We start from the raw sequence: 14612 nt of genomic DNA on the forward strand, positions 1-14612 counted from the left end.
GCCGGCCATGCGCTCGCGGATGCATCCAAAGTATTACCTCTCGCAGTCAATCTTCGAGCTCGAACAGAAGAAGATTTTTCGCAAGGTCTGGCTTTTTGCGGGACTCAAGACCTTGCTCACCAAGAACAATGCGTTCATCGCGAAGAAGATCGCCGGCATTCCGGTAGTCATCCAGAATTTTCAGGGTGAATTGCGCGCGTTCGAAAACGTTTGCCTGCATCGCAATGCGCCGCTGCAGAAAGATCCGGTGGGCTGCAGGCCGCTCGTCTGTGCATATCATGCCTGGCGTTACGACGCCGACGGGCAGGTTGCGAACATTCCTGGCTGCGACGCGATTTATCGCTTCGAGGAATCGCAAAAGCAGGGGCTGAAGCTCAGGCAATTCGCGCTCGAGGCGGTCGGTAACGTTCTCTTCATCAATCTCGATCCGCAACCCATGCCGATCGGAGAGCAATTCCCGCGTGAATTCCTCGAACTGCTGGAAAGCAGCTCGAACACCTACGACACGGAGGTCATGCAGACCACGTGGCATGGCAAATTCAACTGGAAGCTCGCCTACGAGAATCTGCGGGACGCCAATCACCCGCGCTTCGTGCATCCAAGAAGTCTCGCGCAGACGGTCACGTTCACGCCTCAGATCGACGAGGCGCAGTTCGAGGAATCCCGGCATCCGCTGACCGATGCCACGACCGCCACGATGCGCCGCGAGATGCGCCGTTTTAGTTTCGGCGGCGCGGATGCGGAGATTCCCGACATGCAGCACTTCCCGTGGTTCGACATGGTGGAGCGCTGGCGCGATCAGGATTGCTACTACAACTGGCTGGCGTTTCCGAACCTGCATATCGCGAGCGCCAACGGGGGATATTCGTTCACGCTGGAGCATCACATTCCCGTCTCGCCCGACAGGACGGATCTGGAAATCTACTGGTTTTCGACGCGCAAGAAGCAGCCGTACGCGTTCTCCAGCCAGGCGTTGCTGGCGCAGATGCACGGCAGCAAGCAAGTCGTGGGCGAAGACGTCGAGATCATGGAAATGGTGCAGGCCACGCTGCACGCCGATGCACCGTTACCGACTCAGGGCGCCTATGAATCGATGAACCGGATCGTAGAGCGCTGGTACACCACCCTGATGGAAACAGATCATGAAGTCTAGATGGATCGTGGGAGGCGGCGACTATCTCGACCAGGCCTTCGAGGGCTGGAAAGACGCGCGGCCGGACGAATCAGTCGAAAAAATCGTGGTGACGCAGGGCCCGGGTTACGTCTTCGACCTGGATGTGTTCAATGCACTGGACCCGGCCCAAGGCGCGATGTTCGTGGCATTCGACGAGCGTTTCGGCAACTTCAAGCGGATGGAATTGATGCAGGCGGCCATGGCGCGCGGATTCAAGCTCGAACCGTTCGTCAGCCCGAGCGCGGTGGTGGCGAAGGACGCCGTCATCGGTCCCAATGCCTTCATTGGCGCCGGCGTGTGCATGGGAACCAAGGTACGCGTGGATTACAACGCCGTCGTGAACGCGGGCGCGCGGCTCGGCAACGGCGCTCATTTGCGCGCATCGTGCTGGCTCGAAATGGGCGTGGTGGTTGGAGACGGCGCGGACATCGGTGCACACAGCACGCTTCGGATGGGTGCGCTGGTCGCGTCGGGAATCAAGGTCGGGCGCAATTGCGAACTGGGGTGGCCGCGCCGTTACGACAAGGACCTGCCGAGCCGGACGGTTTTCGATACACGCTACGACGAACCCATTTTCGTCTACGGGGCCTGACCGGGCCTTCATCCGCAAGAGCGTCTCGCGCAAGCGGGCACGAAACCGGTCATCAGTTTTATCAGCAGCATGCGTTTGCAGCGACAAGACAAAAAAACGGACTCGACGCTTAAGCGTTGAACTTTTACCCCTACAAACACTGAATAAGCGAAGAACTCGATCATGCTTGAAAACTTCAAAACAGGCGGTACGTTCGATCCGCAGGCGGCAGCGGAAACTTTCCTGGCTGCGTCGGAAAGCCTCGCCGCGGATCCGCTGTTCGGCATTCCCCAGGACGTCCGCGACATTGTCGCGAAGCACGGCAAGGCAACCAAAGTCGTCATCCTGGGTACGCGCGGTTTCGGCTCGCACCTGTTGACCGCGAAAACGTCGAATTGCGACGTGATCGGCGCTGTCGACGATTTTCGTTGCCACAAAGGTGAGCTGTACTACGAAGTGCCGATCATCTCGACGGACAAGCTGATCGAGTGGTTCAAGCATGACCGCGACATCGTGGCGATCAACACGTGCCGCTACGACGGTCCGAAGCGGTTCTTCGACCAGATCTGCCGCGCGCAAGGTATTGCCCATGTGAACTTCGAGCAGGCCGTGCGCGCGTTCGGCCTGCAAGGCCAGGTCGACTTCCGGGTCGACGACTGGGGTCCTTCCATTGCCCGCAGCGTGTCGAAATATCAGGAACTGGCGCGCCGGATGGGCGATTCCTTTTCGGTGGAAACGCTGCATGCCGTGCTTAATTTCCACCTGACGTGCGATCCCGAGCATTACCATCAAGTCGAGCGGCCCTATTCCACCTTGTATTTCCGCTCCGGCCTGCTCGAATTCAGCAACCAGGAAAAGATGGTGGATTGCGGCGCGTCGATCGGCGAGTCGCTGCAAGGGCTGGTCGGCACGACCAGGGGCGATTTCAAGCGCTCGTGGATGATCGAACCCGACCGCATCAACATCAAGACGCTTCAAGGTGTCTTGCGAGGGTTCGACGGTACGCCGCTACGATCGCGGATCTCGCTGGTTCCGTGCGGCGTGGGCGAAAGCGAAACGCGCGTGCCGTTCAATCACGAAGGCGGTCATGGAGGCTTCGTCAAGCCCGCCGACTCGTCTTATGTCAGCGCGGATCTGATCGACGTGCGCCCGATCGACCAGATCATCGACGACGCACCCACGTTCATCAAGATGGACATCGAAGGCTCGGAGCTTTCCGCGCTCAAGGGCGCGCGAAACGCCATCAAGAATCACAAGCCCAAGCTGGCGATTTCGGCCTATCACCGGTCGACGGATTTGCTCGACCTGAGCGACTACGTGCTGTCGTTGAACCCGGATTACCGCGTGGGACTGCGGCACCACACGCCGGACCGTTGGGACACCTGCCTGTACTTCTACTGATTTCCCGACTACCTGCCGCCGCGCCGCGCGATGAGCGTGGCGCGGCGGCGGACTCCAACGCTGCGCGAATGCCGCGTTCGGAAACACCAACGCTCACCGGCGACATTCATCGCCGGTGAGCGTTGGTGTTTTTGCAGAACCGACGGTAATCCGACGCTTATCCGACGCTTATCCGACGTACTCGAAGAGCGCGACGCCCCACGACAAGCCGACGCCGAAGCCGACCGCCATGACGAGGTCGCCGCGCACGAGTTGAGGAATCTGTTCCGACAGCAGGATGGGGATCGAGGCCGAGACCGTGTTGCCCATGTCCGCGCAGTTCTCGGGAACCTGCTCGGCGCTCAGGCCCAGCTTGTGGGTGAGCTGGCGCGTGACGAAGCTGTTGGCCTGATGAAAAATGAATTTTCTGATCTGGCTCGCCTGGAGCCCGTTGTCATCGAGCGCCTGGCGAACGGCCCCGGGCACGGCGCCGATGGCGAAATTGAAGATCGCGGTGCCGTCCATATAGATGCCGGGCGTGTCGTCGCTCGGCCGCAGCGCCGACCCGCGCGCGACGAACGAATCGTAGCCCGAGCCGTCGGCAAAACTGCGGCAGTACATGAAGCGCAAGCCCTCGGGCCGCGTGGAGAATTCCGATGCCGCCGCCGCGTCGCCGAACAGCACGCGCGTGGTGAGGTCGTCGGGCCGGAGCAGGCGCGAGTAGGTATCGGCGTTGATCAGGAGCGCGCTCTTTTCCGTGGGAAAAGCCTTCTGCAGCGCGACGACCGTCTGCGCGCCCAGCACGAATCCCGAGCAGCCCTGGTTGATATCGAGCACGAAGCAATCGGCGGGCAGCGCGAGCAGGCCGTGAAGCCGCGACGAAACGCCGGGAATCAAATGGTCCGGCGTCTGAGTACAGACGACCAGCGCGCCGACCAGCGTCTCGGGGCGTTGCGCGATCAACGCGCGCGCGGCGGAGTAGGCCAGGTCGCTCGTGTATTGGCCGGGAGCCGCGACCGGCCGGCGATGCACGCCGATTTTCCTGACGATCCGCTCGTAGTTTCCGGCTGGAATCCCGAGCGTCGCCGCATCGTTTTGTTCGACGACGTCGCCGGGAACCGCAACAATGGCATTGAGATAGATATCGGGCGTCGTCAGTAAGTTTGTCATCTTGAACCGCTTGAGTGGGCGGACGGCCAGCCGATCCGTGATGGCGAGACCGCGCCCCGAATCGAATAGACGTGCTTTACAACGCAGCCGGGCGATTCGCCTGTCCCTGCTGGAACGACCGCGACGAAACGGTCCATGGAAGCAGGATAGCGGATGTCCGCATGCGGCACACCGGCAACACAACCTGAAGGGTAGCGTTCGCCGAGCGCGCCCGATCGACCAATCAACCGCCCTAAAACCGGCTATTTCCGACGAATGGATATCGGCCCGTGCGCGCGCATAGGGGTGAATTGGCAGGAGAACGCAGGCTTGTTCGCGGGATAGGTTGCAGGGCTAACCGATATGCTGTGAGCTGGCAAAAGTGCGCAGCATCCGTTCTTACGTCGAGTGCGACTCGCCGGGATGTCAGGCGCGCAGACTTATTTCTTCAGGGTTTATTTCATATGGCGACGGTCAGCATTCTCATTCCCGCGTACAAACCGGATTATCTGCGCAAGGCGATCGCGAGCGCCCAGGAGCAGAGCTTCGCCGATATCGAAATCCTGGTCGGGGACGACACGACCGAGGGTGTGCTGCGCGACATCGTCGAAGGTATCGACGATCCGCGCGTGCAGTACTTTCACCACGGCTTTCGTGACGGCCGGGCCAATTCGCGGCGGCTTTGGGAGCGAGCGAGCGGACAGTACGTCAAGTGGCTTTACGACGACGATCTGCTGATGCCGCAGTCGGTCGAGGTGCTGATCGGCGCGCTCGGGCAGCATCCGGAATCGGTCATGGCGTTTCACGAGCGGGTGTTTATCGACGGCGGCGACAACATCGTCCATGTGCCGCCTTCACTGATCGCCACGGGCGAGACGGCGCTGATCGATCGCAAGTTTCTCGTGCAGAACATGATCGCCGGTGCGAACAATTTCATCGGCGAGCCGAGCAACGTGATGATGGTCCGCGATCGCGTCGATTTCTCGTCGCTCATGGCGTATCGCGCGTGGAACGTGACTTTCCTGAACGATGTCGCGATGTACATGAATCTCGCCGCGCAGGCTCCGCTGGTTCTGGTGGGCGGCTACATGAGCTGCTTTCGCAAGCACGCGGCGCAGACGTCGAGCGGATCGAGTCCGATCATCGCGGCCGGCTACTACGAGTGGGAAGTGATGGTGCGCGGCGAAGCGTCGGCGGGCCAGTTCTCGGTCGACGGGCTGGTAAAAGCCGCCGGGCACCTGAAGAAGGTGTACGGGCACGGAATCGAGACGCTTGGCATCGCGGAACTGGTTCCCTTGCTGAACAACTTGCAGGAATTGACCGCGCAGCCGACGGCGGACCTCTTCGATTCGCCGCAATTCCGCGCCGACGTCGCGAACGTCGGCACGATGATGGGACGCCGTCTGGCCGCAGTGTAACGCCAGCAATTTCTTTCGCGCCCGCGTGCCCGGGCGCAACGCTTTCCCTTCCTTGGCCCTTGCGGTGGCACGCATTCGATGCCGCCGCGCCTCCCGGAGCCGATCCGTGCAATAGCACCGGTCGCGCCTCACGTTTCACCTCATCCCAAAAACTCGCGATCGTTCGGTATCTGCGCGCTCAGGCTCGGAATATCGGTTTTATCGCGCCCACGTCGGGCGCAGGCAGAACTACGCGCGCCATATCGGCGGAGATTTCGTGGGGGGTTTTAAAGCAGGCTCGGAGGGCTAGCCATCGAGACCGTGTTCGGGCATTCGCTGACTCGCGACGCTGAAAAAAAGCAGGCGACGCGTCGCCTCGCATTCGCGAGTGGCGTGCTGCTCGTCCATGCCGCGCCACGGCGATCGCGACTTTCGAGCCGCGGTGAATGGCGAATCAGCCCGCTGCGCTCGGCGTAGGCCGTGTATGGGAACGGCGACCCGGAATCTGGCGCGGCAGGCGGGGACGGATCCGCTGAGCGGCTGCCGAACCGTCTTGCGCTGGAGCATTCCATCGGCCGCGCGGCCGACGACAACAACGCAAACGGCACTGAGCGCGACGGCGCTGCGGCTGATCGACCTCGATGGTTTCAAGGACGTGACCGACACCTGCGGCCATGCGGCCGGCAGACGTGCTGCTGCAAGCCTTCGCGGACCTGCCGGCGCGACGCGTGCGCAAGAGCGGTACGGTGGCAACGAACTTGTCGTGGCGCGCGACGTGGCCAGGCAGAACGACGTGCAGGCGAGCGCGGACGATATCCACGGCGTGCTGGCGACGCCTCTGACGGTGCAGGATCACGCGGTGCCGGATGGCGCGTACGCGCCGTTACAGGATATCGCCGCGCCAATGCGCGCCGCCAACCGCGCGATGCACCGCGTTAAAACTAAAACGTCCGGCCGTAACCGCACGGAATCCGCCGTGCGGCGCGGCTTCGAACCGGACGCGGGTCCGGCAAACCGCTGAAGTTACGCTGCGACGCCCGACCACGCCTGTTCGCGCAGTTTCGCGCGAAGCCGCGCGACGGCCTGGCTGTGCAACTGGCAAACCCGCGATTCGCTCACTTCCATCACCGCGCCGATTTCGCGCAGGTTCAGGCCGCGTTCGTAGTACAGGCTCATCAGCAGCTTTTCGCGTTCCGGCAGCTTGTCGATGGCTTCGATCAGCGCCGAGCGCAGGCTGTCGTCGAGCAGCGCGGAGAGCGGATCCGAACGGTCGACGCAATAGCGGTCGAGGAACGGCTCGTCGTCGGCGGAGCGGTCGAAGTCTTCGTAATAGATCAACTGGCTGCCGTGCAAGTCCTGCAGCATGGTCTGGTATTCGTCGAGCGGCATTTGCATGTGCTCGGCGATTTCCGTCTCGCTCGCCGACCGGCCAAGGTTCTGTTCAACCTTGTGAACCGCCGATTCCACCTCGCGCGAGGTCTTGCGCATGCTGCGCGGCAGCCAGTCGTTCGCGCGCAGTTCGTCCAGCATCGCGCCGCGGATTCGCTGGCTCGCGTAGGTTTCGAACTGAGCGCCCTGATCTTCCTTGTAGCGGCCAGCCGCATCAAGAAGGCCGATCATGCCGGCCTGAATCAGGTCGTCGAGATCGACGCTCGCCGGCATTTTAGCGACGAGCTGCAGGCCGAGCCGTCGCACGAGCGGCGCATAGCGCGTCAGCACGTCGGCTTGAGAGAGTTTTCCTTGGGCGTTGTACATCGTAATCCCCTGTTCCTGTATCACACCGAAACCGCGCTGCTCATGGCAAAGGCGGAGGCGGTCTCGGCGCGGTGTGTCGGGGCAAATTTCGCGGCTAATTCCGCGGATGTCCCGGCACGCGTGCCCGTCATGTCAACTTCACTCATCGGCTCGGCCGTGAGGTCCAGACCGCGCGCCGCTTTCGCGGGACGCATCGGCCAATACTGCAGTTCTGCTGCGATATAGCGGTAATCGCGGGCGGCGGCGGTGGCCGGGAACGCGTCGACCGCGCACCGTCCAAGTTCGCGCGCCCGTGCCACACGGGCATCTTCGGCGACATATCCGGCCTGGCTCAGCGACACCGCCAGATACCGGCTCGCGACGCCCGCGAGGTTATCGAAGGCGACCGATGCGTCGGCCGCGTTCTGAACGTGGTTCACCAGCACGCGAAACTGTGCGATGGCGTGCGCGTAGTGCAGGCGCTTCATGCAAGCGTAGGCTTCGGTGATCGCGGCCGCGGCCACCCGCGTGACGATCAAGAAGTCCTGCGCCTGAGCCGCGAGCGACGACAACGCGCCGTTGCGATCCAGTTGCGTGTCGATCAGCACGATGTCGGCGGGACCGTCGAGCAGCACGCGGCTGCGCGCGGCATCGTGGCTCACGCGTTCGTCGCGGGCTGCGGCGATCAGCGAAAAACCGAGTTCGGTGCGCGTCACGGCGTCCTGTAAAAAGCGCTTGCCCGCCATCACGGCAGCCAGCGCGCCCGTGTCCTTCAAACCCACCAGCGACGCGATCGAGCCTGAATTCTGCCGTTCGTCGATCACCAGCACGTCCTTGCCTTGCTGCGCGAGCGCGGCGGCGAGGTTCACGACAGTCGACGTGCAGCCTATTCCCGCTGGCCCGCCCGCCACTGCCACCACACGCGACCCGCTATGCGTGAGCAGCCTTCGCAGGCCCTCCGCCTGGTCGAGTACGAGCTTATCCAAAGTGGACCTCATGGAGTTCGGTGGCGGCGCGCGCGGACAGCGCGGACAGCAATGCGGGTACTTCTTCGTCTTGCGGCACGAACGGCGAGCCGTCGCGCGGAATGCAGAATGCGCTCTTGATCAGGAACCGCTTGGTGGCGACGTACAGGTTTTCCGGCACCTTCTGACCCGTCGATACGTAATGCACCGGCAGCTTGTAGCGGATCACCGTATCGATCACGCCGCCCAGATTGGTCGCTTCGTCGAGTTTGGTCAGGATGCAGCCCGCGAGCGGCGGCTGGTCCGGCGCGCTCTGATAGGCCTGCACGACTTCGTTCAGCGTGTCGCCGTGGCTCGTCGCGTTCAGCAGCAAGAGGCGCTGCACCGGCAGACCCGCGCCGCACAGCATCGAAATGTGGTCGGACACCATGCGGTCGCGCTGGCTCATGCCGATCGTATCGATCAGCACGATGTGCTTGTTGCGCAATTCGGACAGCGCGAGTTGCAGGTCGGCCGCGTCTTTCACCGCGTGGACCGAAACGCCGAGAATCTTGCCGAAGATGCGCAATTGTTCATGCGCGCCGATCCGGTAGCTGTCGGTGGTAAGCAAGGCGACCTTGCTCGCGCCGAAGCGCATCACGCAGCGCGCGGCGAGCTTCGCGGTGGTCGTCGTCTTGCCGACGCCCGTCGGGCCCATCAGCGCGAACACGCCGCCGCGTTCCATCATCGCTTCTTCGCTGTCCATCACCGGCAGATTGGTTTCGAGCACTTGCTGAACCCATTCCATCGCCGATTCAGCGGTTTCCATCTCCGGCATGTTGTCGATCACCATGCGCACGAGCTGCGCCGAGAATCCGGCGGCGAACAGGCGCTTGGTGAGCGCGGCGTTGTTCGGGCTGCGGCGCTGGCGGTCGCCCCACAAGAGGCCCGCGAAGTGTTCTTCCATCATGCCGCGCATCGACGACAACTCGTTCATCACGGTGTCGTTCACGACTTGTTCCATGCGCGAGCGGATCGCGTCCGTCACGGCTTGCGCGGCGCTGGCGGGCAGACCGGCGAATGCGCCTTCCTGCATCGACGCGGCGGCTTGCGGGTTGCCGGAGTGCGCTGCGGCCTGCGCCGATTTCAGCGCGGCGCGGCGTGCGGCGAGTTGCGCGGCTTCGCGCGCCCAGTCAGGCGTTTCCACTTTCAGCGGCGCTGCGTCCATCGGTGCGTGCGCCGGGGCGTGCATCGAAGCGTGCATCGAAGCGGGCATCGGCATGGGCATCGCCATCGGCATCGGACGCTGAGCCGGCGCGGCAGCGGTCTTTTCGACCGGCACGCCCAGACCCTTCGCGATCGCAACGGACGGCGTGAGCGAACGCGTCGCCGGTGCCGACGATGCGAGCGCCGCCGACTGCGCGACGCGGCGAGCATGTTCGATCAGCCACGGGTTCGATTCGGCCATCGTGCGCGGCGATTCGTCGGTAATGGACGAAGCGATCGGTGCGTGGTCGTCGCTGTCGTCGCCGTGTTCGTCGGATTCATCCGACGTCGCGCCGAACACCGACGAGAACACGTCGCCGCTTGCGTAAGGATTCATGCCGGGATTCGCGACGGGAGCAGCCGGCGCAGGCGCGGCTTTCGTCGGCAGGGCCGTGAGCGATTGCGGCTTGAGCACGGCGCGGCCGGGGTTCGAACCGAACGGCGATGGCGCGGCGGCGGGCCGGGAAGCGGGCGCGGCGGCAGGCGCGGCGGCGGGGCCGGAATGCGCGGCGGCGAGATCGCTGTCGGCGACGCCGACGATTTCGACCGTGCCGTCTTCGAGCGTCCGGTTGGACAGGACGACCGCATCGGGGCCAAGCGCTTCGCGAACGAGACGGAGAGCGTCGCGGCTAGTGGCGCCAATAAATTTACGAATGTTCAAGCATGCCCCCGATGAGGTTTGACAACTCTGATCTTGCGGACGGTCAACCTGGACGCTTTGTCCTTGACCGTTTCCCATTGAGATCATTATTGCGAAAGTCGCCTCGGGACCATCGGGGGATAAAGGCCGGGAATTGAGGGCAATTCGGGGGATGGGGCGGCGCGGGGCTGCGGATAAACGCGCTGGATCAGTCGGGATGAAACTTCGATAGCCCGTGCCGCAACGCTTCGCCTGCCTTCCCTATAAAACAAAACCGGGCCATCAGGCCCGGTTCCGTGTGCAGCTTTGTGTGCATTCAAATCCGCGCTCAACCGCCGATCTGATTCACCACCTTGATATTGCGCGTATCCGGCACTTCCGCATACGAGATCACCTTCAGCTGCGGCAGGCTGCGGCGCAGGAAGCGCGCGAGCATGGCGCGCAACGCGTGCTGCACGAGCAGGACGGGCGGCAAGCCGAGATTCTGCTGGCGCATGATCGCGTTTTGCGTCGAATTCAAGAGCGTCTGCGCGAGGCCCGGTTCGAGACCCGGATTCGGGCCGGTCGACAGTGCCTGCGACAGCACGCGTTCGAGCGTCGGATCGAGACCCATCACCTGCAAGTCGCCGCTGCCCGGGAACCACTGCTGCGTGATCGCGCGGCCAAGTGCCAGGCGCACCGCGGCGGTCAGTTCGTGAGCATCGGATACCTTCGGGCCGTGTTCCTGCAACGCGTCGAGAATCGTGCGCATATCGCGGATCGGCACGCCTTCGTCCAGCAGATTCTGCAAAACCTTCTGCAGCGTCGTGAGCGCCAGCACCTTCGGCACGAGGTCGTCGGTGAGCGACGGCGTGTCCTTGCCGATCCGGTCGAGCAGCGCCTGCACTTCCTGACGGCCGAGCAGTTCGGCTGCGTGCGTGACGACGAGGTGATTCAAGTGCGTCGCGACCACCGTGCTCGCGTCCACGACCGTATAACCGTAGACCTGCGCCTGTTCGCGCATGCTCTGGTCGATCCACACGGCGGGCAGCCCGAACGCCGGATCCTGCGTCTGCGCGCCCGGCAGCGCGGCCGAAACCTGGCCGGGATTGATCGCGAGCCACTGGCCCGGGAACGCTTCGCCGACGCCCACTTCGACGCCCTTGAGCGCGATCCGGTAACCGTTCGGACGCAATTCGAGGTTGTCGCGAATATGGATGACCGGCGGCAAGAAGCCGATTTCCTGCGCGAATTTCTTGCGGATACCCTTGATACGCTTGAGCAGTTCGCCGTCGGCGTTGCGATCGACGAGCGGAATCAGGCGGTAGCCGACTTCCAGCCCGAGCGGGTCGATCAGCGCGACGTCGTCCCAGCTTGCTTCCGCGTTTTCCACCGGCGCGGCGGCGACCGGCGCGATATCGGTCACGATGCCGAGCTTTTTCTTCGCGGCGGCGCGCTGGTTCATCGAGCGCGCGGCGTAGATCAATCCACCGCCGAGCAGCATGAACGCGAAGTGCGGCATGCCCGGAATCAGGCCCATGACGCCGATAATCACACCGGTAATCATCAGCACGCGCGGATTGTTGAACAACTGGCCGGTCAACTGCGTGCCGATGTCTTCCTCGGTCGCGACGCGCGACACGATCACGCCGGCGGCCGTCGAGATGATGAGCGACGGAATCTGCGCGACGAGGCCGTCACCGATGGTGAGCAGCGTGTAGTTCGTGGCCGCGTGGCTGAAATCCATGTCGTGCTGGAGCATCCCGACAATCAGCCCGCCGACGATATTGATCACCATGATGAGCAAACCGGCAATCGCATCGCCGCGCACGAACTTGCTCGCACCGTCCATCGAACCGTAAAACTCGGCTTCCTGCGCGACTTCCAGGCGGCGTTTCTTCGCCTGCTGCTCGTTGATGAGGCCGGCGTTCAGGTCGGCGTCGATCGCCATCTGCTTGCCGGGCATCGCGTCGAGCGTGAAGCGCGCGCCCACTTCGGCAATCCGCCCCGCGCCCTTCGTAATCACCATGAAGTTGATGATCATCAAAATCACGAACACGACAATACCGACCGCGAAGTTCCCGCCCACCAGGAAGTGCCCGAACGACTCGATCACCTGACCGGCGGCATCCGGCCCCGTATGACCTTCGAGCAGCACGATCCGCGTGGACGCCACGTTCAGCGACAGGCGCAGCAACGTGGAGAACAGCAGCACGGCGGGGAACGCCGCGAAATCGAGCGGCTTTTGCGTGTACATGCTGACGAGCAGCACCATCACGGAAAGCGCGATGTTGAAGGTGAACAGCAAATCCAGCAGGAACGCCGGCAACGGCAAAATCATCATGCCGAGGATCATGCAGATCAGGACCGGACCCGCGAGGGCTCTCAGGTTCTGGGGGCCCAGCGCGTCAGGGCGCTTCGAGAAAAATCCGGCGCGTGCGTTCATACAGCAGTTCCATTAGCTTGGTTGTCGTCGTCGGCCAGCGCGTCGGCGGCTTCCTGGTCGGCGTCGTCGTCGGAGACGCCGCCCTTGTCGAGTTCTTTCGGTACGTCCAGATCGGCCGGTTCTTCCGGCTTGTCGCCGCCTTCCGTCTTGAAGCGGCGCAACTGATACACCCACGCGAGCACTTGCGCGACCGCGCCGTAGAGCGCGCCCGGAATCTCGCGGTTCAGTTCCACGTTGTGATACAGCGCCCGCGCGAGCGGCGGCGCTTCGAGCAGCGGAATGTTGTTCTCGCGCCCGAGTTCGCGGATCCGCGCGGCGACAAGGTTGACGCCCTTCGCGACCACCTTCGGCGCGCGCATTTCGCCGTCCGTGTACTTCAGCGCGACGGCGAAGTGCGTCGGATTGGTCACGATCACGTCGGCTTTCGGCACTTCGGTCATCATCCGGCGGCGAGCGGCGGCGCGCTGCTGCGAGCGGATCCGGCCCTTCACGTGCGGATCGCCTTCGGCTTCGCGATGCTCGCGCTTGACCTCTTCCTTCGTCATGCGCAGCTTTTTCAGGTGCGACCACATCTGATACGGCACGTCGATCGCCGCGATCAGGAACAGTCCGGCGATCGCGGTGCCGCAGCACACGATAATCAGATGCATCGTCTCGGCAAGCGCCAGATTCAGCGGCTTCGTGACGAGACCGAGCACTTCTTCCTTGTGACGCCACATGGTCCAGCCGGCCATGCCGCCGACTACGATCGTCTTGAGCAGCGACATGCCGAGCATGACCGGGCCCTGCAGCGAGAAAAGGCGGGACAGACCGCTGATCGGATTGAGGCGGCCGAAATTCGGCGCGAACGGTTTCGTGGTGATGAGCCAGCCGCCGAGCGCCATCGGCGCGGCGAGGGCGGCGAAACCGGCCATCGCGAGCACCGGCAGCACGCTCAGCAGGCCTTCCTTGCTGGCGTTGCCCGCGCCGATCATCATCTGGTGCGTGTCGAACGCCTTGGCGTGATCGAAGGTGAACGCGCCGCGCATGAGCGACTGCATGTGCGCGCTGATCGGGCCGGACATGCCCCACACGCCCGCGAAACCCGCGCCGAGCAGCGCGAACGAGGCCAGCTCGCGCGAGCGCGCGACCTGGCCTTCCTCACGCGCCTTTTCAAGGCGTTTGGGTGTGGCTGATTCGGTCTTTTCGAGATCGCTGTCTTCGGACACGGCGGCGGCGCTTCAATAAAAGTCGGCGGGATGGCGGAATGCCTTTTCCCATGACAGCGATTATTGCCGCGCCGGCGCGTGGAGCATCGGGCGAGTAGGGCGGAGAAACGGGGGTATTTCGGGGAATCGAGGCGCTGGGTTAGCGTCCGCTATCGCGCTCGAACGAGAAAACCCCGCGCGGGCGGGGTTGGGTCGTGTATTTATTACCTGTCTTAAGCGCCGAGCAGGCCGGGCACCTTGCCGTCCGGTCCGTAGAACGCGGATTTCTCCGGCGCGACGCGCATGGCGGCCAGCGCGCGGCGGTTGTAGTCCATGCGGGTGCGGATCAGGACGCCGTTGGCGTTGTTGGCGTCGCGGGCGCGGGTGGCGGCGGCGCGCAACAGCGACCACTGCTCGGTAAGCGCTTCCTCGCCGATCACCGCCTGTTCCATGCCGACGAACCCGGCGGCCAATCCGAGCGCGCCGAGGATCACATCGCGACGCTTTTCCAGCGCGGCGATCTGCTCCGTCAAGGCGGTTTTCCGCTCGATCAGCGACGGCAGCGCTTCCAGCGGCGACGCCGCGGTCAACGCTTTTTCCTCGAATGCGAGGAGCGACTCGAACGCCAGAACGGCGGCATTTTCTTCGATAACGGTGGCTAGCAGGGCGTCTTTCATGACAACTCTCTAAAACGCGAGACCGCGCGATACACGATCAAGGTTTAAAAAAATCGCCCGGCTGCTCA

12 protein-coding genes are annotated in these 14612 nt (G+C 63.4%); 5 read left to right on the forward strand and 7 right to left on the reverse strand.

Annotated elements, in window-relative coordinates; all coding sequences use genetic code 11:
• The first annotated feature begins 7 nt into the window (after positions 1 to 7).
• From AC3D25_RS16105 to AC3D25_RS16115, 3 genes are all read left to right on the forward strand, one after another.
• Positions 8 to 1153: an aromatic ring-hydroxylating oxygenase subunit alpha gene (locus tag AC3D25_RS16105; protein WP_488889352.1), complete on the forward strand. Its 1146-nt coding sequence runs from the start codon at positions 8 to 10 to the stop codon at positions 1151 to 1153.
• Positions 1143 to 1766, forward strand: a complete 624-nt coding sequence (locus tag AC3D25_RS16110; RefSeq protein WP_488889353.1) for an LbetaH domain-containing protein — start codon at positions 1143 to 1145, stop codon at positions 1764 to 1766. The genes AC3D25_RS16105 and AC3D25_RS16110 overlap by 11 nt, the downstream gene beginning before the upstream one ends.
• A 162-nt stretch (positions 1767 to 1928) precedes the next feature.
• Complete coding sequence (locus tag AC3D25_RS16115) at positions 1929 to 3146, forward strand: FkbM family methyltransferase (RefSeq protein ID WP_488889354.1); 1218 nt, start codon at positions 1929 to 1931, stop codon at positions 3144 to 3146.
• A 168-nt stretch (positions 3147 to 3314) separates the two neighbouring features.
• Here AC3D25_RS16115 and AC3D25_RS16120 read toward each other — a convergent pair whose 3' ends face one another.
• Positions 3315 to 4295 (reverse strand): 3-oxoacyl-ACP synthase III family protein, encoded by a 981-nt coding sequence (locus AC3D25_RS16120; RefSeq protein ID WP_488889355.1) that lies wholly within the window; start codon positions 4293 to 4295, stop codon positions 3315 to 3317.
• Positions 4296 to 4738: 443 nt separating this feature from the next.
• Here AC3D25_RS16120 and AC3D25_RS16125 point away from each other — a divergent pair, with 443 nt between their 5' ends.
• Positions 4739 to 5692 carry a glycosyltransferase family 2 protein gene (locus AC3D25_RS16125; protein WP_488889356.1) on the forward strand — a complete coding sequence of 318 codons (954 nt, stop codon included), beginning with the start codon at positions 4739 to 4741 and terminating at the stop codon, positions 5690 to 5692.
• 463 nt (positions 5693 to 6155) lie between these two features.
• A complete protein-coding gene (locus AC3D25_RS16130; RefSeq protein WP_488889357.1) occupies positions 6156 to 6692 on the forward strand; it encodes a diguanylate cyclase domain-containing protein in 537 nt (178 codons plus the stop codon).
• 2 nt (positions 6693 to 6694) lie between these two features.
• Here AC3D25_RS16130 and AC3D25_RS16135 read toward each other — a convergent pair whose 3' ends face one another.
• The 6 genes from AC3D25_RS16135 to AC3D25_RS16160 all read right to left on the reverse strand — a co-directional run bounded on the left by AC3D25_RS16135 (position 6695) and on the right by AC3D25_RS16160 (position 14544).
• Entirely contained in the window at positions 6695 to 7426 is a 732-nt protein-coding gene (locus AC3D25_RS16135; protein ID WP_488889358.1) for an RNA polymerase sigma factor FliA, read from the reverse strand.
• Between the two features lie 20 nt (positions 7427 to 7446).
• Entirely contained in the window at positions 7447 to 8391 is a 945-nt protein-coding gene (locus tag AC3D25_RS16140; RefSeq protein ID WP_488889359.1) for a MinD/ParA family ATP-binding protein, read from the reverse strand.
• Positions 8384 to 10276, reverse strand: a complete 1893-nt coding sequence (gene flhF / locus AC3D25_RS16145; RefSeq protein ID WP_488889360.1) for a flagellar biosynthesis GTPase FlhF — start codon at positions 10274 to 10276, stop codon at positions 8384 to 8386. Before flhF ends, AC3D25_RS16140 begins: the two co-directional genes overlap by 8 nt.
• Positions 10277 to 10583: 307 nt before the next feature.
• Positions 10584 to 12680: a flagellar biosynthesis protein FlhA gene (gene flhA / locus AC3D25_RS16150; RefSeq protein WP_488889361.1), complete on the reverse strand. Its 2097-nt coding sequence runs from the start codon at positions 12678 to 12680 to the stop codon at positions 10584 to 10586.
• A complete protein-coding gene (gene flhB / locus AC3D25_RS16155; RefSeq protein ID WP_488889362.1) occupies positions 12677 to 13888 on the reverse strand; it encodes a flagellar biosynthesis protein FlhB in 1212 nt (403 codons plus the stop codon). The genes flhA and flhB overlap by 4 nt, the downstream gene beginning before the upstream one ends.
• A 212-nt stretch (positions 13889 to 14100) precedes the next feature.
• Entirely contained in the window at positions 14101 to 14544 is a 444-nt protein-coding gene (locus AC3D25_RS16160; RefSeq protein WP_488889363.1) for a flagella synthesis protein FlgN, read from the reverse strand.
• Between the last annotated feature and the right edge of the window lie 68 nt (positions 14545 to 14612).

It is taken from the genome of Caballeronia sp. SL1002 (assembly GCF_057814995.1).